Annotated in this window: 21 protein-coding genes; 4 read left to right on the top strand and 17 right to left on the bottom strand. The window is 69.2% G+C overall.

Features of this window, described 5'->3' with window-relative positions; translation table 11 throughout:
* Positions 1–60: 60 nt before the first annotated feature.
* The 3 genes from AB8M46_RS31895 to AB8M46_RS31885 are packed head-to-tail and all read right to left on the bottom strand — an operon-like array spanning position 61 to position 3,591.
* Positions 61–834 (bottom strand): hypothetical protein, encoded by a 774-nt coding sequence (locus AB8M46_RS31895; protein WP_394362628.1) that lies wholly within the window; start codon positions 832–834, stop codon positions 61–63.
* Positions 821–2,356 (bottom strand): substrate-binding domain-containing protein, encoded by a 1,536-nt coding sequence (locus AB8M46_RS31890; protein WP_394362627.1) that lies wholly within the window; start codon positions 2,354–2,356, stop codon positions 821–823. The genes AB8M46_RS31895 and AB8M46_RS31890 overlap by 14 nt, the downstream gene beginning before the upstream one ends.
* The gene (locus tag AB8M46_RS31885) at positions 2,353–3,591 is read right to left on the bottom strand and encodes a hypothetical protein (protein WP_394362626.1); all 1,239 of its coding nucleotides are present in this window, start codon (positions 3,589–3,591) and stop codon (positions 2,353–2,355) included. The genes AB8M46_RS31890 and AB8M46_RS31885 overlap by 4 nt, the downstream gene beginning before the upstream one ends.
* 170 nt (positions 3,592–3,761) lie before the next feature.
* Between AB8M46_RS31885 and AB8M46_RS31880 the strand changes: the two genes are divergently transcribed.
* The gene (locus AB8M46_RS31880; protein ID WP_394362625.1) at positions 3,762–5,417 is read left to right on the top strand and encodes a glutamate--tRNA ligase; all 1,656 of its coding nucleotides are present in this window, start codon (positions 3,762–3,764) and stop codon (positions 5,415–5,417) included.
* Positions 5,418–5,581: 164 nt separating this feature from the next.
* On the opposite strand, the gene AB8M46_RS31875 is transcribed toward AB8M46_RS31880, so the two are convergent.
* Positions 5,582–6,295, bottom strand: a complete 714-nt coding sequence (locus tag AB8M46_RS31875; RefSeq protein ID WP_037345393.1) for a hypothetical protein — start codon at positions 6,293–6,295, stop codon at positions 5,582–5,584.
* Between the two features lie 16 nt (positions 6,296–6,311).
* Entirely contained in the window at positions 6,312–7,145 is an 834-nt protein-coding gene (locus tag AB8M46_RS31870) for a hypothetical protein (RefSeq protein WP_394362624.1), read from the bottom strand.
* 210 nt (positions 7,146–7,355) lie between these two features.
* On the opposite strand from AB8M46_RS31870, the gene AB8M46_RS31865 reads away from it, so the two are divergent.
* The gene (locus tag AB8M46_RS31865; RefSeq protein ID WP_052121038.1) at positions 7,356–7,583 is read left to right on the top strand and encodes a hypothetical protein; all 228 of its coding nucleotides are present in this window, start codon (positions 7,356–7,358) and stop codon (positions 7,581–7,583) included.
* Between the two features lie 5 nt (positions 7,584–7,588).
* Here AB8M46_RS31865 and AB8M46_RS31860 read toward each other — a convergent pair whose 3' ends face one another.
* Positions 7,589–7,822, bottom strand: coding sequence for a hypothetical protein (locus tag AB8M46_RS31860; protein ID WP_360091937.1), 234 nt, complete (start codon positions 7,820–7,822; stop codon positions 7,589–7,591).
* A gap of 171 nt (positions 7,823–7,993) precedes the next feature.
* Between AB8M46_RS31860 and AB8M46_RS31855 the strand changes: the two genes are divergently transcribed.
* Both AB8M46_RS31855 and AB8M46_RS31850 read left to right on the top strand, forming a co-directional pair.
* Positions 7,994–8,713, top strand: a complete 720-nt coding sequence (locus AB8M46_RS31855; RefSeq protein ID WP_394362623.1) for a sensor histidine kinase — start codon at positions 7,994–7,996, stop codon at positions 8,711–8,713.
* Positions 8,710–9,375 (top strand): response regulator, encoded by a 666-nt coding sequence (locus tag AB8M46_RS31850; RefSeq protein ID WP_394362622.1) that lies wholly within the window; start codon positions 8,710–8,712, stop codon positions 9,373–9,375. Before AB8M46_RS31855 ends, AB8M46_RS31850 begins: the two co-directional genes overlap by 4 nt.
* Here the strand turns inward: AB8M46_RS31850 and AB8M46_RS31845 are convergent.
* The 11 genes from AB8M46_RS31845 to AB8M46_RS31795 form a co-directional block, all read right to left on the bottom strand.
* Positions 9,339–10,895 (bottom strand): alpha/beta fold hydrolase, encoded by a 1,557-nt coding sequence (locus AB8M46_RS31845; protein ID WP_394362621.1) that lies wholly within the window; start codon positions 10,893–10,895, stop codon positions 9,339–9,341. The two genes, AB8M46_RS31850 and AB8M46_RS31845, sit on opposite strands and share 37 nt — an antisense overlap.
* A 41-nt stretch (positions 10,896–10,936) precedes the next feature.
* A complete protein-coding gene (locus AB8M46_RS31840; protein ID WP_394362620.1) occupies positions 10,937–12,121 on the bottom strand; it encodes a sodium:proton exchanger in 1,185 nt (394 codons plus the stop codon).
* Positions 12,122–12,350: 229 nt separating this feature from the next.
* Positions 12,351–12,647 carry a hypothetical protein gene (locus AB8M46_RS31835; RefSeq protein WP_038511178.1) on the bottom strand — a complete coding sequence of 99 codons (297 nt, stop codon included), beginning with the start codon at positions 12,645–12,647 and terminating at the stop codon, positions 12,351–12,353.
* A gap of 114 nt (positions 12,648–12,761) precedes the next feature.
* Positions 12,762–13,340, bottom strand: a complete 579-nt coding sequence (locus AB8M46_RS31830) for a hypothetical protein (RefSeq protein WP_394362717.1) — start codon at positions 13,338–13,340, stop codon at positions 12,762–12,764.
* Positions 13,341–13,441: 101 nt separating this feature from the next.
* Positions 13,442–14,011, bottom strand: a complete 570-nt coding sequence (locus AB8M46_RS31825) for a TetR/AcrR family transcriptional regulator (RefSeq protein ID WP_394362619.1) — start codon at positions 14,009–14,011, stop codon at positions 13,442–13,444.
* Between the two features lie 62 nt (positions 14,012–14,073).
* Positions 14,074–14,895, bottom strand: coding sequence for an ECF transporter S component (locus AB8M46_RS31820; RefSeq protein ID WP_394362618.1), 822 nt, complete (start codon positions 14,893–14,895; stop codon positions 14,074–14,076).
* A complete protein-coding gene (locus tag AB8M46_RS31815) occupies positions 14,892–16,487 on the bottom strand; it encodes an ABC transporter ATP-binding protein (protein WP_394362617.1) in 1,596 nt (531 codons plus the stop codon). Before AB8M46_RS31815 ends, AB8M46_RS31820 begins: the two co-directional genes overlap by 4 nt.
* Positions 16,484–17,596, bottom strand: coding sequence for an energy-coupling factor transporter transmembrane component T (locus AB8M46_RS31810; RefSeq protein ID WP_037345371.1), 1,113 nt, complete (start codon positions 17,594–17,596; stop codon positions 16,484–16,486). Before AB8M46_RS31810 ends, AB8M46_RS31815 begins: the two co-directional genes overlap by 4 nt.
* Entirely contained in the window at positions 17,596–18,519 is a 924-nt protein-coding gene (locus AB8M46_RS31805) for an ABC transporter substrate-binding protein (RefSeq protein ID WP_394362616.1), read from the bottom strand. Before AB8M46_RS31805 ends, AB8M46_RS31810 begins: the two co-directional genes overlap by 1 nt.
* On the bottom strand, positions 18,516–19,076 hold the full coding sequence (locus tag AB8M46_RS31800; protein ID WP_037345367.1) for a hypothetical protein: 561 nt from the start codon (positions 19,074–19,076) through the stop codon (positions 18,516–18,518). The genes AB8M46_RS31805 and AB8M46_RS31800 overlap by 4 nt, the downstream gene beginning before the upstream one ends.
* Positions 19,073–21,526: a hypothetical protein gene (locus AB8M46_RS31795; RefSeq protein WP_394362615.1), complete on the bottom strand. Its 2,454-nt coding sequence runs from the start codon at positions 21,524–21,526 to the stop codon at positions 19,073–19,075. Before AB8M46_RS31795 ends, AB8M46_RS31800 begins: the two co-directional genes overlap by 4 nt.
* Positions 21,527–21,605 lie beyond the last annotated feature (79 nt).

Raw genomic sequence — 21,605 nt, 5'->3', positions numbered from 1 at the left:
GACGTGTGGCTTTCGACTGCTCCACTCGTGTCACCCGGACGACGCGAGTGGAGCAGCCGGCTATTTGAAGATCGCGATGGGATGGACGACGAGTTCCCCGGTCTCGGGGTCCCAGTCTTCGACCTTGCCGAGGCAACGCGCCCGGAACGCGCCGGCGGGCGCGGAGTCCCGCAGATCGCTGGTCACGCAGGTGAACCGGATCCGCCTGCTTCGCTCCGGATCGTCCGGATTCCCGTACGGTGCCACGAAAACCGTCTCGGTGTCGGTCTGGGATCGTTTACGGAACAGGCCCTTCACGGAGATGAACGCCTCGACGCCGCGCAACCTGGTTTTGACCTGCCGGGTGCTCTCGGGACCGTCTGCCCAGCCGAGTTCCTTCACCAGTGCCCGGTTGTGGACCAGTTCCTGTTTCGTCAAATCGACGTAGATGATGTCGTGGTGCTTCTCCAGCACCTTCGTCACGATGCCGATCACCGTGATCGGTTCGGCCTTGCGGATGTACCGCCGGAACTCCTCGTCGGTGTCGGTGCGCTCCGATTCTCCTTTCAGCGGGCCGAATCCGCCCGAACCCCAGAACCGCCAGCCCCGGCTCTTCCGTTTCTCGACCTCCTGTTCCAGCGCCTCGTTGTAGCGATGCAACTGGTAGAGGCCCATCACGGATCTCGTGTGCAGGTAGAAGGCGATGCCCCGGATCATGCCCTGATCGCCGTCGGACCGCGCACGGCGCCAATGCTTCACGAAAACGACGATCGCGACGAGGAAGGCGACCACGGTCAGCACCCAGACCGCGAGCCACAGTCCCCAGACGTCCCACCACAGATTATCGGCAGCCACGGATCTCCTTGAAGGCGTCGAGCAGCGATGTCGTGTTCGCGTCGACCATCCGGCCACCGGTGGCCACGGCCGCGCGCTCCAACTCGGCGGGATTCGCCTCACCGAACCGGATGGTGTACGTGTGCACGCCCGGATCCCTTGGCGCGCGCAGGAATTCTTCGATACCGGGGCCGGTGTTGCTCTCCCCGTCGGTCATCAGCACGATCGAGACGTCCCCGCCGGGCTCGGCGCCGCGATAACCGCCCGCCTTCGCGTACGCCTCGCCGAGCGCGGACCAGACCGCGGTGTTGCCGTCGAACTCGTCGGCCGCGATGAAGGCCCGCAGCGCGTCGAGATCACCGGGTCCGTCGATGGTGAACTCCTTGTCCCCCAGTATCTTCCCACCGAACCGGAGGACGGTCAGCCGCTCGCCGCGGTGGAAGCGGTCGAACCCGCCGTCCGGACCGCCGCTCAGCCCGGCGAAGGTCGCGCGGAGCGCGGCGATCCGCGGCCCCTTCATCGAACCGGAGAAGTCCAGCACGAAGATCACGCGTCCCGGCGCGCGGGAAGCGGACGCCGCGTAGTCGTCGAGGAGTTTGTCCACGACGGCCTGTTCGTCCGGGAAGTACAGCGAGTTCCCGATCGAGGCGGGCAGCCTCGGGTCGAGGCCCACCTCGCCGGTGATCGGACGGCGAAGGGTCCGCTCCATCAGCTTCTTCTGCGTCGCCGGGCTTCTGAGCCAGGAGACGACCTTGTCGTACGCCTCCCGTTTCGCCGGGTCGAGCAGCAAGACCGGGTAGTCGGACTGGACGATGCCGTCGCGCGGATACACCAGCTCCAACGGTGTCCTGAGCCTGCCGCTCGCGTTCAGGGAGAGCAAGGTGGACTCGTACCCGATGATCGCGTCCACGTCCTGGCGCTCGGCGAACCGATCGGCCACGGCGGCCGAGGTGTCCGCCGTCAGCGTGTGCCCGGTGCGGAAGCCCTGGAGCTTGTCGCATTTCACGTCCTGGAGGCGCAGCGCAGCGCCGGTGCCCGCGGCCGCCGTCGCCACCCCGACGAGTGAAGTCAGCCCGCTGGTCGATTTGGCCGGATCCGCCATCGCGAACCGGAAGCCACCGCCGGCCGCCGCGTCCGCCAGATCCGCCCACGAGAGCTTGCCGTCCGGTTTGCCTCGGCGCAGCTCCGCCGCCTTCGCCGGGGTGATCCCGACGATGACCGGCGACACCATGGTCTTGGTCGCGAGCGGCCGTTCCCCCTTGTCCCCCGACTGCCGGTGTTTGAGCTGGAAATACCGGTCGGTGGAAAGCCAGGCGAGATCGTGCGTGGCCTTTCCCGGGGTGAGGGCGGCCGCGGCGTCGATCGTTCCCCGGAAATCCATTTCCAGTTCGATTCCCGTTTCCGCGCGAAGGTCGTCGAGAATCGGCCCGAGATCGGCCAGCTCCGAACTGGCCAGCACGCGCAACTTCACCTTCTGCCCACCGCTCGTACAGGCGGCGACCGCCAGGAGCAGGCAGCACAGGATCACGAGGAGCCGCTTCACGGGCAGTCCCCGACCGTTTTGATCATCTCTTCCAGCACCGGGTTGTCCGGCAACGGCGTGGTGCTGTCGTCGGTGGCGATCTCCGGCGCGGGCAGCCCCTGTTCGCGGAGGAACTCGTACAGCCGCGTGCTTTTCGTGCTGCCCGCCGGGGTCGCGACACCGAAACCGAGCTCCATCGCGCGGCGCTGCAGCTCCGGATCGAAGGTGATCAGCTCGCCGAGCCGTTCCGCTTCCGGTTTCAGCGCCAGGAACTGGGGTTTCGTCAGGATGTCGTCCTTCGGGTACAGCAGGACCCGGTCTGGGTCCGGCCGTCCGCTCTGCGCCTTGGCCCGCAACTGCATGGCGAGGTATTGATGCTCGTAGATGACGACGATCGGCTTGTCCCCCTCGGCCAGATTCGCGTACGACTCCGACAGATCCGCCGACGGGAAGCCTTGTGCCGCCACGAGCGGTTTCACCCGGTTGGCCAGTTCCTTCGCGGCCGTGAGGTTCGGCGGCCCCGCGGGAGCCCCGGCCGGACGCGGGTCGACGACCGGGACGTGGCGGCCGTTCTCCAGGAACGCCAGCAGGATCAGGTACGTCGCGCCCGAGTTGGAGTCGCAGATGTTCGAGGTCTGGGCGAGCACCCTGTTGCCGTTCTCCGCGCCGAAGCGCCTGATGCCGAGCGAGTCCCAGGTCTGCCCTTTTCGCAGGGTCTCGATGAACTTCTCGGTGTCCAGCCGGTAGTACAGCGGTTCCTGTTCACCCTCCGGTTTTGTGGCGATCTTGTTGCTGGCCAGCGTTTCCGCATAGCGGCGGTACGTGGCGAGGACGATCGGGCTGGTGAACGGCTGCCGCGCGCTGCCCGTCCATTGGTCGGCCCTCGACCGCCGGACGAGACTCGCGGCGGGCTCGCCCGACATGAACACGAAGTCGTACTGGCTGAGGTCGTGGGTGGCGACGTCCCGCGAGCCCGCCCTGGTCACGTGGACGCGGATGTGGTGGCGCATCAGGATTTCCTGGACCTTCGCGTCCTCAAAGAGATCCGATTTGGAGCCCATCTTGCCGCGCAGGACGAGCGTCTGCTGGAACGGCACCACGATCGTCCCGCTCATGAGCAGGGCGATCAGGCCGGTCACGGCCAGGGCCAGCGCGGGCCCGAAAGTGCGGAGAAAGCGACGGCGCAGAAAGAACGCCGAGGGTTTCGGTCGGATGGTGAGCTGGGGTTCTTCACGAAGCGAGCTATCGGTGGTCACCGATTTCCTCCCCGAATGTCCGGCAAGCCCATTTTACCGGGGAGCACCGACGGAAAAGCACGTCTCGATCCGGCTTCGGGACCACCCTCACCAGGCCCGGAGGCCGGACGGTTAGGCTCTTCGGTGGCGAAAACCGCCATGCACCACGACGCCGGGAGATCTGAACCGCCATGCTGGACCGAGCAGTCATCGACGCCCTCTTCCCCGCCGACCTGCCCGAGCCCGAGCACTGGGAACAGCGTTACCCCGCCCGCGAGCTGCCCGAGGGCGCCCTGGTCACCCGGTTCGGCCCCTCGCCGACCGGGTTCGTCCACATCGGCGGGGTCTACGTCGCCACCATCGACCAGGACGTCGCCCGCCGCAGCGGCGGCCGCTACCTCGTCCGGGTCGAGGACACCGACCGCTCCCGCGAGGTCGAAGGCGCCATCGAGCAGTTCGAGCGCGGTTTCGCCTACTTCGACCTCGCCGCCGACGAGGACATCCACCGCGGCGGCGACTACGGCCCGTACCAGCAGTCCGAGCGCGAGCAGATCTACCTGACCTACGTCCGTCACCTGCTCCGCTCCGGCCGCGCGTACCTCGACTTCGCGACGAAGGACGAGCTCGCCGCGATCACCGCCCGGCAGCAGGCGACGAAGCTGCCGACCGGCTACTACGGCTCGTGGGCCATCTGGCGCGACGCCGACCCCGCCGACGTGCAGGCCAAACTCGACGCCGGCGATCCGTACGTCGTGCGGTTCCGCGCGCCGGACGACACCGGCGCCCGCGCCCGGTTCACCGACGCCATCCGCGGCCCGCTGGAGGCCGAGGCCAACCGCAACGACGTCGTCATCCTCAAGAGCTCCGACCAGAGCCCGCGGCTGCCGACCTACCACTTCGCGCACGCCGTCGACGATCACCTCATGCGGGTCAACCTGGTCATCCGCGGCGACGAGTGGATCTCGTCGGTGCCGGTGCACCAGCAGCTGTTCGACGCGCTCGGCTTCGAGCCGATCACGTACGCGCACATCGCGCCGCTGATGAAGCAGGAGGGCGGCAGCAAGCGCAAGCTGTCGAAGCGCAAGGACCCGGAAGCGAGCGTCGACTTCTACATCGAGTCCGGCTACCCGACCAAGGCCGTCCTGTACTACCTGCGCGGCCTCGCCAACGGCCGTCTCGCCGAGCTCCCGCTCGACCAGGCGCTTGCCGAGCCGATCAACCTCGACGAATGCGGGGTCGCCGGCCCGCTGGTCGACCTGGTCAAACTCGACGACATCTCGGCCGACCACATCGCCACGCTGACCGGCGCCGAGATCCTCGAGGAGGTCCGGGGCTGGGCGGAGCGGTTCGACCCCGAGCTGCGGACCGTCCTCGACGCCGAGCCGGACCTCGCGCTCCGGGCGCTCGCCGTCGAACGTGACGGCGCCGAGAACCCGCGCAAGGACCTGAAGAAGTGGAGCGAGTTCCGCGCCGTCTACGGCTTCTTCTTCCCGCAGCTGCACGCCGCCGTCGCGAACGCCGATGACGAGCGGATCACCGCGCTCGGTGTCGACCGCGCGGTCGTCCAGGCCGTGGCGCGGGACTTCGTCGAGAACTACCAGCAGCTCGACGACGGCCAGGAGTGGTTCCAGCAGATCCGCGACGTGGCCGCGAAGCACGGCTTCGCGAAGAACGCCAAGGAGTTCAAGAAGAACCCCGAAGGCTTCCCTGGTTCCATCCGCGAGGCTTCGCAGATCATCCGGATCGCGATCACGGGCTCGACCCGGAGCCCGGACCTGCACTCGATCACCCAGGCGCTGGGGCGCGAGGAGACGCTGGGCCGGTTCGCCGGCCTCGTGGCCGAGTGACTCCCTCGTGAGTGGCCGTTGGCCGCAGGTCCGTGAAGGCCTCCTTCCCTACCCTGAAGGTAGTGAAGGAGGCCTTCACGTACTTCAAGCGAGCGAGCGCGCCAGTGGCGTGGTGGGGCGCGGTGGTCGTGAGTGGCGTTTCGGGTTAGAACCCGAAACGCCACTCACGAGGTGGGCACGAACTGGTCGTAGAAAGCCGTCTTGACCGCGACGACCGCTTCCTCGGTCTCCCGGAACCGCTCACGCGCCTCGCTGGAGTCGATCAGCTGCACGAGCCGCAGCCCGAGCTGGTCGGAATGCGTCAGCGAGAGCGGGGACGCGGCGGCGAGCGGGCGCGACTTCGCGTCGTGCACGTGGTGCGGGTAGTAGAAGACGGATTTGTCGCCGAGCACCGGGCCGATCCGGCGCCAGAGTTCGCCGTACTCGACCGAGACCAGCACCTCGCCCCAGAACCGCAGGATGGTCAGCAGTTCGACGTCGGCGTGCTTCGAATCGCCCGCCGAGGAGATCAGCTCCATGGTGGTGTCGAGGCAGGCCGCCGTGGCCAGCGACTTCCGCGACCGCACGAGCACTTCGCGCGGGACGCCCAGGGCGAGGATGTCCGTCATCAGATCCTCGCGGTGCGAAGGTGTGCTCCCGGGCGAGGTGTTGTCCGGGTACTCCTCGCGGACGATGACGCGGGCGATCCGTTTGGACTGCTCGTCGGTGAGCAGGTCGATCGCCAGGTCGTAGGCCATGGTGAACGCCAGCGACAGGAACCGGCGCTGCAGCAGGACCGCTTGGAGCTCCTCCCCTGACAGGTCGGTGACGCCCCGCAGCGCCGGATGGTTCCGGAACCGCTCGATCAAACCGTCTTCGAACTCGTCGAGCTCGCGCATCAGTTGCACCTCTTGCTCAGAAACGGATCATGTCGATGCTTCGGTTCCAGTCGGCGAGGTCGACGTCGCGGCCGATGTCCCACAACGTGTCGAGCTCGCGCTGGATCTGTTCGCCGAGCACGGTGTCGTGCGTGCCCTCGATCTGGAACTGCGGCGAGTTCACCGCCAGTTGGCCGTGCAGGAACATGCTGACCAGGTAGCGCCCGTCGGCCCGGTACACCGAAACCGAGGCCTGCGAGTTGAAGACCCGCACCTTCAGGTTGGCCTGACGCTTCGCCAGCCGCCGGTGCAGCCGGGAGAGTATCTCCAGGCATTCCGCGATCCCCGTGCTCACGAACGGGTTGCCCGCGCCGCCGCTGCGGCCCAGCGCCGCCTCCCGCAGCCCCACCAGCATCGAGTTCGGATGCAGCAGCATGATCCGCACCTCGGCGCGCCGGTCGACGATCGCGGCCTCGAGTTCCTTTTCCAGGCGCTGCAGGTTGGGGATCCAGGTGTTCAGGATCGTCACCTGTTTGGCCTTCGCGACGTGTGCCGCGAACTCGTCGTCCGGAAAGCGTTTGTGTACTTCGACCACGCCGCCGTAGTGCGAGCGGCGGAGGCTCGTGGCGATGGTGTCGATGTCGAGACCGGCGAGCCGGTCGCGGATGTCTTCCAGCGCGCGCAACGGGGTCAGTTCGACGAGCAGCACCACGACCACCCCGCTGACCATGATCAGGGTCAGGGTGGTGACGCCTTTCGGTGCGACTTTGTCGAGCAAGCCGAGCTGTTCCGCGATTCCGACGGCGAAGCCGGCCACCGCCAACCCGCCGAGACTGAGTAATTCGAGCCAGCGACGCATTCTGCGGAGCATTCACCCTCCGGGATCCGGCAGCCTGGCCCTCATGTTCTCACGATCGGAGAGCCCGTTGTGATCGGGGTCACTCTCCACGGAATTCACGAAAAGAATCGAATCCGGCATGGGAATCCGCAGTGCGAAGGACACAGATCACAAGGCGGACGTGAAACGCGCGGGCCTCGACAGACGACTTACCGGATACGCAAGTACGGAAAGTTGTGGTCGATGAGCGCTGATCGCGTTGTCCAGCTGCGCTGGGAACACCGCCACGTGGCCGACGACGGCGGCCGCGCGGCCTTGTCCTACCCCGGGATCTCGGTCGTCCGGCGGACCGAGGGGGAAATCGTCGACCGCACTTGGATACCGGTCGGGGAAGAACCCACCTTCGCCGACGACGAGGCGCTGATCACCGCCCTGCACGCCGCCTGGCGCTGGACCAGGCCCGCCGCTTGATCCCCTTATTCGTCGCCCGATTTGTACCGGCGCTGGAGTTCTTCGTCCTGTTCACGCGGCGACTTTTCCGACCAGCGACCGTGGACGAGGTCGTTCTCCGTGTAATCGGCGCGCCGTGAGGCCCAGCCGGGCAACATGATCTTGCGCGTCCCGCCCCGCCCGCGATCGCGTACATCGGTGATCACGGCGACGCCGATCACCAGCAGGAGTATCCCGAGCACTATCCAGATCACGGCCATGGTCCGCTCCCCCGCAGATATGTCGTTTCCGCCAGATTAGCGGGACGAAGGGTTTCGACATACGGGATTTCCACCGCCTTTCCTTGCTCCGTTCGGGCTAGCCCGGTGGGCGTAGGCGGTTTCAGTCCCCGCGGCGAAGTGACGGCGGCGCCGCGGCCATAAGGTGGCGACGTGCTCGGTGAAAGGCTCGACTCCTGGCTGCGCGGACACGAATCGCTCGTCGACGTCCTGGCCGCGCTGCTCCTCGCGGGATGCTGTGTCCTTTTCGGACTCTTCGTCCGGGCGGAGGCCGCGTATTTCCTGTTCTCCCTGCTTCTCGCGCTTCCGCTCGCCTTGCGACGCCGCAATACCGTGGTGTGCGCGACAGTGGTGCTGGGAGTCGCGGGCGTCCAGTGGCTCACGATCCGGGACGGCGTCGGTGCCTTGCCCGCCGATCTCGCCGTACCGTTGGCGGTGCACGCCGCGGCGGCCTACGGACCGCGGCGAGCCGGTGGCGCCGCGCTGGCGGCAGGGCTCCTCGGCGCGGTGCTCGGCGGGCTGAGCTGGCCGATGCTGCCGTCGTCCGCGGCCGCGCATCTGCTCGTCGGCGCCTTCCTGGCCAGCACCGTGATGGCCGCGTGGGCGACCGGGACGTTGCGCCGGGTCCGGCTGTCCCACAGCCGCCAGCAGGCGAGGCTCGCGGTCCTCGCGGAGCGGGAACGGATCGCGCACGAGATGCACGACATCGTCGCCCATTCGCTCGCCGTCGTGATCGCGCAGGCCGACGGCGGCCGGTACGCGGCCACACCGGAGGCCGGAAGATCGGCCCTCGTCACGATCGGCGACTGTGCGCGGAAGGCGCTGGGCGATCTCCGGCGGCTGATCGGCGTCCTGCGGGACGGACCGGCGTGACCGCCCCACCGGTCCGTGTCCTGCTGGTCGACGACCAGGCCTTGGTCCGGGCAGGCTTCCGGATGGTCATCGAGTCCCAGGCCGATCTGACCGTCGTCGGCGAGGCGGGTGACGGGCTCGCCGCGGTCGACCACACCCGGCGCCTGAATCCCGATCTGGTCCTGATGGACGTCCGGATGCCGGTGCTCGACGGTATCGAGGCCACCCGACGGGTGCTCGCCCTGCCTGACGCGCCCAAAGTCCTCATGCTCACGACGTACGACCTCGACGAGCACGCGCTGGCCGCGATCCGGGCCGGGGCGAGTGGTTTCCTGCTCAAGGACGCCACCCCCGAGGAACTGCTGGCCGGCATCCGGACGGTGCACGACGGCGACTCGGTGATCGCCCCCTCCACCACCCGCAGGCTGCTGGACCGGCTGGCGCCCCCGCTCGATCCCGGCGCGGCCAGGTCGGCGGCGACGCTGACCGGACGTGAGCGGGAAGTGCTGGCCGCGATGGCCCGCGGCTGGTCCAACGCCGAGATCGCCGAGCGGCTGGTGGTCGCGCCGGGAACGGTGAAGACCCACGTGGGCAACATCCTGGCCAAGCTGCGGGTGCGGGATCGGGTGCAGGCGGTGGTCCTCGCCTACGAAGCGGGCGTGGTCCGGCCCGGCGAGCGGTGACGGGCACAGGTGACGTCGGTCCGGGGCAGGGCTCCGCCGAGCAGATACGACTCGACGATGTCGGTGACGCAGGACGTCGGGTCGAAGAGATAGATCCCGTGCCGGAAGGCGCCGTCCAGCGTGACCATCCTCGATCCGGTCAGAGCGCGGCGCAGCGCCAGTTGCCCGGCATACGGCGTGACCGGATCCCCCGAGGCGCCCACGAGCAGGGCGGGCCGGTCGTCCCCTACCGGGACAGGTGGCTCCGCGGGCGGGACGGGCCAGAACGCGCACGGCGTGATGTGCCGGGCCAGCGGACCGAACAGGGGCTCGGCGGCCCGGTGCGCCACGATGTCCCGGTAGTAGCTTTCGGGATCCCGGGAGGCGGCGCGGTCCGCGCACTGGTTGGCGACCGTGGCGCTGAACCCGAAGGACGGCTCGACGTTCGGGTCCGTGTACAGGGAGAGTTTCCACTCCTGCGTGGGCGTCGGTGTCACGGTGAGACCGCGAGCGGCGTCACGCAGCACGGCGACCTGGGCACTGAACTCCGCGTAGAACGCGTCGCTGTCGTCGACGGTGAGCAGCAGGCCGGGGATCATCGCGGCGTCGATCCGGTGCTCGCCGACGCGCAAGGGCGCGCGGGCGGCGGCGCGGGCGATCCGGTCCACCGTGGCCAGTACCTCTTCCGCGGTGGTGCCGAGATGATGCTGTGCGTCCCGGCGGGCGGCCCACCGCGCCCAGTCGCGCAAGGCCGCGGCGTCCGCCGGCGCGGTCTCCCTGGTGAGCGCGGGACCGGCGGCCCCGGGCGCGGCGGCGCTGTCGAGCACCATCCGCTCGGTCCGCCGAGGAAAGAGCCCGCGGTAGACCGACCCGAGATGGCTGCCGAAAGACCAGCCCAGATACGAGATCTTCGATTCCCCGAGGGCGGCTCGCACGAGGTCCAGATCCCGCGCCATGTCGCGGGTGGAGGCGTGTGCGAGAAGATCGCCCCGGTCCGCGCAGCTTCGCGCGAGCTCCCGCGCGACCAGCACGCTGCGGTCGAAGGAGGCCCGGTCCGGACTCGCCAGCTGAGCGCTCTGCAGGTATCGCCCGGTGGGCCAGCCGCATTCCAGCGGCGAGCTGAGCCCGAAGAATCTCGGGTCGATCCCGACGAGGTCGTACCGCGCCGCGAGCGACGGCGCACCGGACGGGACCTCCGGGGGCAGCCCTTGGGCCAGTAGTGCCACACCGTCGCGGGACGGGCCGGGTCCGCCGGTGTTGACCACCAGGGTGCCCAGTCGGCGCGCGGGGTCACTCGCGGGACGGCGTGCGACGGCCACCGAAAGGGTTCTGCCACCCGGGTCGGCGTGGTCCAGCGGTACGACGACCTCACCGCAGGCCGCCCCGGCGGCGGCGAGCCGTCGTCCCGTCTCGTCTTCCGGCCCGGTCCGGCAGTCGTGCCAGTCGATCCGCGGCGCCGGGGTCGCCGAAGCCGGTGGCCCGCCGTCCACCAGGAGCAGGATCGCCAGGCCCGCGGCGAGTACTTTCCTTCGTTTGGTCATACCTGGACGCTAAGCGCGCGAACTCGCGGAAACCTCTGCTCTCAGGCCGAAATCCGCTCCTCACGACTACTCCCGGAGGCATAGGGTGCCCGGCGGAACGGGGCGGCCAGGGTCGGCAGGAGATGGCGGCGGTTGCGGATCAGGGCAGCGAGCGCGATGAGCGCGTAGACCCCGCACAGGACGTAGCGCGCGGTCTGACCGGGCAGCGCGAACTGCACCGCGAACAGGCCGAGCAGCGTCCAGGCGGCCCAGCGCGGGAAACGCAACGCGAGCAGAGCGGCGACTCCCAGCAAGGTCTGGGTCGCGGTGAGGAGGAATTCCTCGATCTGACGGCCGTCCAGGCGCAGTGCCGGGCCTCCCCCGCCGAGGACGTAGGCGATCGGCAGACTGCCGACGAGCAGTGTCCATTGGTTGACCTTGCTGGAAAGCAGGGTGCCGAGCGCCGCGTCGCCCTTGCCCCGCAGCGCGAAGAGGATCGCGACGATGAACTCCGGCGCCTCCGACGCCAGCGGCGCGAGCCACTGCACGAGCAGGAACCGGTCGACACCGAGTTCCGTCCCGACGGCGATCAGGTTGTGCGCGAACGGTTCCGCGCTCGCGAGGATCACCACGGCCGCGAACACGAACAGCGCGGCCACGAGGGTCCGGCGGGACCGCCGGGGCAGCGCGCCCAAGGTGGCGGCCGGACCGACCAGTTCGGGTTCACCCGGTTCGGCGCGGGAGACCTTCCAAAGGTAGAACACGAAGAAGCCGAGCAACGCGAAGCCGAGGAGCAGCGAGATCTGCCCGGTTCCGGGGATGACGAACGCGACGATCGAGGCGATCGCGAGGAAGCCGAGCTCGATCCGGTACGGCGCGTCGAGGATCAGCTCGCGGACGGTGGCGCCACGGCGTTTCTTCGCGACGGCGAGCGCGACCAGCACGACGGTGGACCACCCGAGGCCGAGCAGCAGCCGGTTGGAGCCGGTCATGTTCGCTGCGGCGTAGGCGATGTACTCGGGATTCGAGCCCGCCGTGTAGGCGAAGTACAGGTCCACCGCGTACTCGGGAAGGACCGCGATGACGGCCAGCACGGCGATCGCGAGGCCGCCGGAGATGTCCACCTGCGCGGCTTCGGCCGCCCAGGCGAGCAGGAACGAGGCCGCCACGACGGCGAGGCCGAACAACAGCAGCCCGGTCGGCGCACCCGGATCGGTGCCGGTGAAGCGCAGGAGAAGGGCGGGCACGGTAAGCCCGGCGCATAGGCCGACGGGCCTCAGTCGGTTGACGATCACCAACCGAGCTTCGCGGCCGTGGACGGGTTACCACAACCGTTTCCTCATTCACCCGGACGGCGATAATTCCCTTGCGGGACAAGGAAAAGCGAAGATCGTCTTGCCGAAGAACGGACGTCGTCCCACCGGAGAAATGACGAACTCCCCGGTATCCGCGGGATACCGGGGAGTCCGGGGGCGATCAGCCCCGGGCGTTCGGGTCGATCACGTCGCCGGCCAGTCCGGTGGCGGCGTCACCGAAGGCACCGGTGGAGTCGACGACGCCCTGACCGGCCGCGGTGGCCGAGTCGACGGCGTCCTGGCCCGCCGTGGTGGCACTCTCGGCGAGCCCCTGACCGGTCTCGGCCAGCCCGCCGGTCGCCTGGGTGACCTGGTCGGCGGCGCCGGAAAGGTCGACACCGGTCAGTTCGCCGACCTTGTCGCCCGCGCCGCCCAGCAGTTCGGCGGCCTTTTCCTTCAGCGAGTCGAACAGGCTCATCTGGGGTACTCCTCGGATCGGTCGTGCGGAGGCGGCTGAAAGTTCACCGTACAGGACAAATCGGGCACGGTGCGCGAGGGCCGTCGCTCCGGACAGGTGAAATCCGAGGAGCGTTCAGAGACAGGGCGGCCGGTAGCGGTCGATCGAGAGGCCGCGGAAGTCGAGCTTGTTCGGGGTCTTGCCGACGAAGACCAGGCCCCGCGCCTCGGTGAGCGCCGAAGCGAAGGAGTACCCAGGAGTCCCCAGCTCGGGCAACGTCGTCCAGGCGGCGGGCTTGAAGCTGAAGAACTTCTTCACCAGCTTCCCGCCGGTCGACGGAACCTTCGTGAGCCACTTGTCGCCACCGCTCCAATGCGAGGCGGGACGCAGCTGGACGTAGAGGTCGTTGGTCGCGCTGTAGGTCATCCAGAAACCGGCGGATTTCGAGAGATCCGCCTGCGCCTCGAACTGATTCCCCAGCCAGACGACCACAACGTGCCATTCGGCGTTCAGGAAGGTCACCTTGGCCGCGTAACCGCCGCGTTCGCGGACGAGCAGGCTGCCGGTCGGCGGCAGCGTGGTGCCCTCGCCGGAAGCGAGCCATTGCTGCAATCGGTCGATCGACGGGGTGGCGCATTCGCAACCGTGCCCGCCGGAGGCGTTCGCGACGGCACCGGGGCCGATCAGCGAAGCCAGGAGCATCGACGAGAGCACCGCGAGCGTACGAATCCGGGATCCTCCGCGCATCCCCGGAAGCTAGCACAGAGAAAGCGGAAACCACCGCACAGCGCCGAAAGCGGCCAAGGATGCCCCGCTCAGCGGGAACCGTCCTTTGTGGACAAAGAGTCGACCTCGGTGGCGAACAGCAGGGCGGGGTCGAACCCCATGCCGGTGAAATGCCCGGCGAGCTCGAGCGAAAGAACGCCGTGAAGACGGGTCCAGAAGGTGACGGCACGACGGAGTGCCCGGCCGTCATCCGGCTCCGCCGCGTACGCCCGGAGCAACACGGCCATGATCTCGTCCGAGATCTCCGTGGTGTCGCCGGGGGCGTGGTAGCCGGGAATGGGCGTTCCGTAGACGAACAGGTACCGCTGCGGGTCCGCCAGCGCCCATTCCCTGATCGCGTAGGCGACTTCGACCACCCCTGGCTCGGCCACCGCCTGGACGGTGTCAGCGAGGCTTCGATACGCGTCGCGGACGAGGTCCGTGATCAGGTCGTCGCGACTGGGGAAGTACCGGTACAGCGCGGGGCCGCTCATGCCGACGTGCTTGGCGATCGCGTTGAGGGACAGCGCTGACACCCCCGTCGTGGCCAGCTGTTCCCACGCGTGCCGCTTGATCTCCGCGCGGACCTGGGCCCGGTACCGTTCCCGCGAGGTCTCCACCGACTACCCCCTTTCGATTAGTTAGAGGGTATCACTTTCTTTATCAGCACTCACGTCGCCCGTCAAGCGGGCCCATCGGTGAACGAGGGGATCACGCCGTAGGACGCCTTCCGCGAAGCCCGGCGCAACGTCGCCAGCACGGCGGGCCCCAGCACCAGGATCGCCACCGTGTTGGTGATCGCGCGGCCGGTGTCCCAGCCCGCCGTCGAGGTCAGCAGGGTGAACACGGCGAAGCGGTGCAGGTTCTCCAGCAGCGGGGCGCCGGGCACGTAGGAGATGTGCCCGTCGTGGTACGGCACTTCGGCGTCGGTGATGAACGGCCAGAACCACAGGTTCATCAGGAATCCGAAGACGTACGCGACGAAGATCCCGTACGCCACCAGCATCGCGATCTCCGCCTTGCCGGTGACGCGGCGGGGCAGCAGCCCGGCGCCCATCCCGATCCACGCCGAGCACATCATCTGGAACGGCAGCCACGGCCCCACCCCGGCGGTCAGCAGCGCAGAAGCGAACATCGACGTGCAGCCCAGCACGAAACCGAAGCCGGGGCCGAGCACCCGACCGGCCAGCACCAGCAGGAAGAACACGGTCTCGATACCCGCGGTCCCCGCGCCGAGTGGCCGCAGGGCGGCGTTCACCGCGGACAGCACGCCGAGCATCGCGAGGGCCTTGGAATCCATGCCCCCTTCGGACATCTCGGCCAGCACGATGACGATCAGGATCGGCAGGATCCCGATGAACACGAACGGCGCGTCCGGGCCGTGCTGCATCGACTGCGGCTCGACGCGGACCAGCAGCGGCCAGACGAACATCATCAGCCCGGCCAGCGACGCCAGCCCGAGCACCGTCGCCGAGCGGGGGCCGAGCCGGACCGCCGCGGTCACGAGACCTCCTGCGGAAGCGCGGACCGGACCTCGTCGACGGTGAGCCAGGGCTCGCCGAGGATCTTCGCGATCTGCGTGGCGAACGCCGGGGAGCCGCCGAGCACCTCACCGGTCGGGCCGTCCGAGACGACCTCCCCTTCCGCCATCACGAGCACGCGGTCCGCGATCGTCGCGACGAATTCGACGTCGTGGGTGGCCACGACGATCGCCTTGCCCTCGGCCGTCAGCGAAGCGATCATCCGCGCCAGCGCCGCCTTCGCGGTGTAGTCGAGGCCGCGGGTCGGTTCGTCGAGCAGCATGATCCGCGGGGCGGCCGACAACTGGACCGCGAGCACGAGCGCGAGACGCTGCCCCTCCGAAAGATCACGGGGATGCGACGCGGGATCGATACCCGGAGCGAGCCTGTCGAGCAGTTCCCGGCACTTCCCCGGCCGCGCACCCGATTCCGCGTCGGCTGCTTCGCATTCGGCGGCGACGGTCTGCAGGTACAGCAGATCGCTCGCGGTCTGCGGCACCATCCCCACCAGGGCCCGGGCCGCGGCACTGCTCAGCGTCTTCGGGTCCTTGCCCTCGACCGTGACCTTGCCACCTTGCCGCGGGCCGGAACCCTGCACCGCCCACAGCAGCGACGACTTGCCGGAACCGTTGCGCCCCATCATCGCCAGCACCTCGCCGGAGCGCAGGGTCAGGTCGACCTCCCGCACCGCCACCTTCGGCCCGTAGCGCACGACGACACCGGACGCGGCAAGCAGTTCTTCGCCGACGGTCGTGCTTCGTGCGGGCGGAGCACCCAACGTCAGCGAAGAAGCGCGCCGCCGGGCATCACGGACCGACATCGGCAGCGGATCCCAGCCCGCCAACCGTCCCAAGTGGACGATCGGTGGCGCGATGGGCATGTCCTTCAGCACTTCCGGCGGCGTTCCGTCGATCACTTCCCCGGTGCCCGGCACGTGGATCATCCGGTCCGCGAACGGGATCACGCGTTCCATCCGGTGCTCGGCCATCAGCACCGTCGTGCCGAGGTCCTCCACCAGCCTGGCCAGCGTCGCGAGCACCTCTTCGGCCGCCGTCGGGTCCAGCGCCGACGTCGGTTCGTCCAGCACCAGCACCTTGGGATGGGTGGTGAGCACCGCGCCGATCGCCACCCGTTGCTGCTGCCCGCCGGACAGCGTCCGCAGCGCGCGCCTGCGCAGTTCCGCGATACCGAGGAGATCGAGGGTCTCCTCCACCCGGCGTCGCATCACCTGCGGGCTGAGGCCGAGTTGCTCCATGCCGTACGCGAGTTCGTCCTCGACCGTGTCGGTGACGAAGCCCGCGAGCGGATCCTGACCGACGACGCCGACCAGATGCGCGAACTCGCGCGGCGGCCGGGACCGCGTCGTCACGCCGTCGACGGACACCGTGCCTTCGAGGTGACCGCCGGTGAAATGCGGGACGAGACCGTTGATCGTGCCGAGCAGCGTCGACTTGCCCGCCCCGGTCCGGCCCGCGAACAGCACGAGTTCGCCTTCACCGATGGACAGCGTCACGTCGGACAGCACCGGTTCGGCGCGGTCGTGATAGGTGAAGGAAACGTGGTCCAGTTCGATCATGCGTGCACTTCTTCTTCCAGTGCGGCGTACGGAGGTTCGGGGGCCGGGGTGAGGAACGCGGGCAGCACGCCGATCAGCACGCCGAGCAGCGGCACCCACGACAGCGACGGCCAGGACAGGCCGATCAGCGACGGGTTCATGTTCATCGGGTTCACCTCCGACGTCGTGAACAGGATCGCCGCGACGGCGACCCCGCTGACGGCGACGACGATTTCCGGTGGCTGCCAGCGATCCGGCCGGTAGCGCGTGCGCCGGACGCGTTTGCCCGCCGACCAAAATCCGATCAGGCCGACCACGACGCCCGCGGAAAGCACCGGTGCGGCCAGATATCGCGGCGTCGAACCGTCCAAAGTGGCGTAAACACCGACGCAGACGCCGAGCAGGCCGATGATCATCAGCGTGCCCGTGATGAGCCTGGCCCGCGCTTCGACCGTTCCCGCGCGGCCGTAGCCACGTGAGTCCATCGACGCGGCGAGCTGCAGCGAGCGGGAAAGCGCGTCCTCCAGTACCGGGATGAGGATGGTGTGCAGCGCCTTCACCTTCTTCTTCCCCGAACCGCCGCGCAGCCTGCGTGCCCGCCGGACCCGCAGCACGCTCTCGGCGAGCTGCGGGAACACCGACAGCGCGACGATCACCGCCGTGCCCACCTCGTACAGCGCCGGCGGCATCGCTTTGAGCAGCCGTTTCGGGTTCGCGAGCGCGTTGGCCGCGCCGAGGCAGATCACCATCGCCGCCAGCCGCATGCCGTCGTAGAGCCCGCCCAGCAACGATTCCGCGGAGACGTCGCCGAAGAGCCGGATACCCGCCGCCCATTCCGGCAGCGGGATCTCGGGCAGCCGCACGATGATCGTGGACCCCTCGCCGCCGCCGAACACGACGCGGAAGAACACCCGGATCGCGACGATGAACGCGCCGAGGTACAGGTAGAGCCGGAACGCCAGCGCCCACGGCGCCTCACTGCGGCGGGCCACGACGACGTACCCCGCGACGGCCACGATGGTCAGCAGCAGCCACGGGTTCGTCGTGCGGGTCGCCGCGACGGCGAGTCCGAGCGCCCACACCCACCACGCGGCCGGGTGCAGATCGCGCGGCAGGAAGTAGGACGTCATCAAACTCCTTGTGCGCGTTTGCGTCTGCGTGCCATCAGGAATCCCGCGACGCACAACGCGAGCACCGCGGCTCCCGCGGCCCAAGGCGCCCAGCCGCCCGCTCCGGACTCGCGGTCGATCACCGCGTTGACGTCCTCGGCGTTCTCGCCGCCGGTGAACGCGACGTTCATCGACGGATCCTGCGCCTTCGGCCGCGCCGAAGCACTCGGGCGCGGTTTGGGCGGCGGCAGTGCGCCGGAACTCGGACCCGCGGCCGGAGCCTCTCCCGCGCCTGTTGTCGGCTGAGGTCCGTCGGCCTGCTGTCCGTTCCCCGACGGCGGTCGCTGCTGGCGCTCGCCAGGATCACCGGTGACCGGCTTGGCTTCCTCGCGTGGCACACAGGGCTGGCTCTCGGTACCCGGCCGTACGGCCGAGATCCGCGGGACCGGGTTGCTCTGGGTGGTGGCGTTCAAGGAGAACGACCAGCCTTCGAAACCGCCGGGGATGAAGTCGCGGTTCTTGACGCCCCACTGGCTGTAGTCCCAGGCGCAGTTGTTCGAGGCGTGCCAGTAGGACCAATAGGCCTGAGCCGGCGGCGTGTCGACGCACGGCTCACGGTAGTCACCGCGGCCGGTGATGGGGACGGTCTCGGCCGCGGACGGGCGGTTCTCGACCCGGCAGACGAACGACTCACCCCAGCGCTGGACCCCGGCGATCTGGAAACCGGCGCCCTTGAGCGCGTCCAGCCCGGTGCCGCGGGTGGTCTGGGGATTGCAGCGCACGATGGTCGTGCCGCCGAGCTGCTGGAAGTCGACGACGACGGTGACCCCGGTGGCGTCCTTGCAGAACCCCGGATATCCCTTGCTCTGGTCGACCGCGTGCGCGGACGGCGCCGTGGCGGCGATCAGGAAGACCGCCGCCACCGCGGGAAGGACCCTTTTCACGGGATGGCCGGGTTCCTCGGCGTGACGCCGGGCGGCGGGTTGGTGGTCGCGGACTTGTTCAGCGAGAACGACCAGCCCTCGAAACCGCCCGGGACGACGTTGCGGTTGAGGGCGCCCGAGCTGCTGTAGGTCCAGGTGGAACCGGAGCCGTCGGCGTTCCAGTAACCCCAGTACGCGCCCGCGGGCGGGGTGGTGACGCACGCTTCCTTGTAGTTCGGGTTGGCCGTCAGCGGGAGCGTCTCCGTCGCGGACGGGCGTCCTTCCAGACGGCAGACGAAAGCGAGCCCCCAGCGCGCGGTGCCGGCGACCGCGATCCCCGCGTCCTGCAAGGCCTTGATCCCCGTGCGGGCGGTGCCCGGCGTGGCGTTGGGCGAGCAGCGGGTGATCGTCGGCGCGGCCAGCTCCTGGAAGTCGATCACGACCGTGACCCCGGTGCGCGCGTCGGCACCGGTGCAGATCCCGGCGTAGCCCTTGGTGGTGTCGACCGCGTTCGCGGGTGCGGCGGACAACCCGATCAGTCCGATGAGGACGGTCGTGACGGCGAGCAGTCTCTTCATGGTGTTACCCCCTTTTTCTTGGTGAAACGACGAAGTACGAAGACGAGTGCGATCGCGGTGGAGAGGAACAGCACGGCCAGCCCCGCGATCCCCCAGATCACCCAGGCCGGCTGGTCGTCGGATTGGGCGGCGGCCAGCGCCGGCGTGTCGGTGCCGGCGGTCAGCGGCAGCCGGATCGCGGGTGACAGCGGCGAATCCGCGGCGGTGAGCCAGGACCGGCCCGCGACCCCTTGGGCGGCGGCCGAACTGGTCGGGAAGTCGGTCTCTCCCCCGGCTCCCTTGGTGAATCCGCCGTCGGCCTGGACCAGTTTGCCCAGCGAACGCGCGGTTCCGCTCGCGTCGAGCCCGGCGGTCTGCCGCGCGGCGGCGACGGTGGCGCTGAGCGCGATGTCCACCTCGCCGCCTTCTCCGGTCACCAGGCCCTCGCCGGTGGGCCGGACGCCGAGCGCGTCCACGGCGGAGACGAACGCCGACACGCGCCGCTCGGTCCAGCCGTCCGGGCGCTTGGTCGGCGGCGCGGCGTCCGTGTGCGGACGGGCGACCAGCGCGGTGACCGCGGCGGCCGTCGCGGCGAGGTCGCCGGAACCGCATTCCGCGGTGTCGAGGTGCTTCGGGAAGGTGCCGTCCGCGCATTGGCGGGAAAGGAGCAGTTCGACCGCGGGGCCGGGATCGGCGGCGGTGGCGAGCACCGCCCAAACGTGCCGCTCGACCGTCCGATCGGCGTCGGCGAACGATCCGGTGTCGGTGAACTCCCCGTCGGCACCGCGCAGTTTCAGCAGATCGGCGCGCAAGGGCCCGGCGACGTCCGACTTCGCGAATTCGGCGACGAGCACGAGTTTGGCGAGCGGTTCTGCGTACGACGCCTCGCCCTGTTCGTACGGCGCTCCGTGGGCGTAGGCCTGCACGGCTTCCGGCTTCAGCAGGAACTGCGAAGCGCGGGCGACCGCGTCCGGCTGCTGGTCCAACGCCCGCAAGGCCAGCACCACGTCGGCGGTGGCGTCGTAGTCGACGTAGGTCTTGCCGTCCTCGGTGACCTCGACGTGGTCGCCGCCGACGAGCCGGTTCGTCAGGTAGGCCCCGAGGCGGACGGCCGGGGGCGCGGTGGCCGGGGCGGGGGTCGCCGCCACCGTCGACACCCGGGCGCCGGTGGACGCCCTGGGCGTGACGAATTTCTTGGGTTTCGGCGGTGTGCTCTCCGGCTTGTGCGGCTGCGTCACAGGAGCCGGGGTTTCCGGGACGCCGGTGGCCGGCGGCAGGACTTCGCCCTTCGCGAGCGAGTGGAAACCGATCTGCGACAACCCGAGCGAAGCCTGGGCACTCGCGCGGATCCAGGTGTCGACGCCGCTGATGCCGGAGGAACGCGCGGCCTCGTAGGAAACCGGGTCGTAGGCGATGGCGCCGAGTTCGCCCGCGAGCTTGTTCCCGGCGTCGGACGCGGCGTTCGCCTGCGCGGATTTGAGGTACCGCACGCCTTTGTCCACCGCCGCGTCCGCGCCACCGGCGTCGGCGAGCGCCTGGACGATCAGGCCGGTGCTGTTGGTGTTCGGCGCTTCGGTGCCGACGCCGCCGCCCCAGCCGCCGCCGGGTGTCTGGTTCGCCTTGAGCCAGGAGACGGTCTTGGCGATCGGGGCGTCGAGGCCTGCCGCGCCCGCCTTCTTCGCGGCCAGCATCGCCGAGAGGGCGAGCCCGGTGGCGTCACCGTCGGTCGGGGAAAGACCGAGCGGTTTTCCCTCGTCGCAGGTCGAGACCTTGCGGCCGTCCGGGGTGACGTGGTCGCCGGTCTCCTTCGTCGGGATGTAGGAGAAGAGGACGCGGAAGTAGCCCTCGGAACACTGCTGGGTCAGCAGCCTGTCGATCGCGATCCGGTCGTTCTCTCCCGCCACGGCGAGCCCGATCACGCCGAGCGCCTGGCCGAACATGTTCGCGTTGTTGCTGACCGCGTCGGCGAGGGCGGGATCCTTGGCGTAATCGCTGACCCGGCCCTTGTCGGGGCCCTTGCGCATGATGGCCGCATGGGTTTCGGCGACCAGGTCGTAGCCGTCGAAGGCCCGGGGATTCCGGCGGGACACCTGGGCGGCGACCAGCGTCTTCGCCACGGCACCGCCGACGATGATCTGGTCGTAGCCCGCGCCGGGAGCGAGCCCGTCCCAGGTGAAGTAGTCGGTGGCGTGGCCCTGGTCGTCGAGGAACTTCACGATCGGCTCGGCCCGCGCGCCTTCGCCCGCGGCGTACATCGCGAAGAGCACGTCGAGCATCAGGCCGTGGTCGGGCAGTGTGCCACCGCTGGGGTTGTCGAGTGTGCCGTCCGGCTTCAGCTTCGTCGCGAGCCAGCGGGCATTCGCCTTCGCGGCACCGGGATCGTTCGCCGCCGTCGCCGTCCCGCTGAGCGGTGCGGCGATCATGGCGACGATGACGGCGAACGCCGACGCGGCCAGGTACCCGCGGCGCATGACTCCTCCTTGCGGCATGGCGGAGGACAAGGCGGGACGCCGCAGTCACCCCTGTTTATCGCGACAGTGGTTCGTTCGT

It is taken from the genome of Amycolatopsis sp. SB7-3, from assembly GCF_041021335.1.
GTDB classification, from domain to species: domain Bacteria; phylum Actinomycetota; class Actinomycetes; order Mycobacteriales; family Pseudonocardiaceae; genus Amycolatopsis; species Amycolatopsis japonica.
The sequence above is the reverse complement of the archived record's forward strand: the minus strand, read 5'-3'. Positions and strand labels throughout refer to the sequence as shown.

What these genes read in the sequence shown, in the direction of transcription:
- AB8M46_RS31880 (WP_394362625.1), top strand. Translation starts at nt 3,762, where the DNA reads ATGCTGGACCGAGCAGTCATCGACGCCCTCTTCCCCGCCGACCTGCCC.
- AB8M46_RS31875 (WP_037345393.1), bottom strand. Translation starts at nt 6,295, where the DNA reads ATGCGCGAGCTCGACGAGTTCGAAGACGGTTTGATCGAGCGGTTCCGG.
- AB8M46_RS31870 (WP_394362624.1), bottom strand. Translation starts at nt 7,145, where the DNA reads ATGCTCCGCAGAATGCGTCGCTGGCTCGAATTACTCAGTCTCGGCGGG.
- AB8M46_RS31865 (WP_052121038.1), top strand. Translation starts at nt 7,356, where the DNA reads ATGAGCGCTGATCGCGTTGTCCAGCTGCGCTGGGAACACCGCCACGTG.
- AB8M46_RS31860 (WP_360091937.1), bottom strand. Translation starts at nt 7,822, where the DNA reads ATGGCCGTGATCTGGATAGTGCTCGGGATACTCCTGCTGGTGATCGGC.
- AB8M46_RS31845 (WP_394362621.1), bottom strand. Translation starts at nt 10,895, where the DNA reads ATGACCAAACGAAGGAAAGTACTCGCCGCGGGCCTGGCGATCCTGCTC.
- AB8M46_RS31835 (WP_038511178.1), bottom strand. Translation starts at nt 12,647, where the DNA reads ATGAGCCTGTTCGACTCGCTGAAGGAAAAGGCCGCCGAACTGCTGGGC.
- AB8M46_RS31815 (WP_394362617.1), bottom strand. Translation starts at nt 16,487, where the DNA reads ATGATCGAACTGGACCACGTTTCCTTCACCTATCACGACCGCGCCGAA.
- AB8M46_RS31810 (WP_037345371.1), bottom strand. Translation starts at nt 17,596, where the DNA reads ATGACGTCCTACTTCCTGCCGCGCGATCTGCACCCGGCCGCGTGGTGG.
- AB8M46_RS31800 (WP_037345367.1), bottom strand. Translation starts at nt 19,076, where the DNA reads ATGAAGAGACTGCTCGCCGTCACGACCGTCCTCATCGGACTGATCGGG.
- AB8M46_RS31795 (WP_394362615.1), bottom strand. Translation starts at nt 21,526, where the DNA reads ATGCGCCGCGGGTACCTGGCCGCGTCGGCGTTCGCCGTCATCGTCGCC.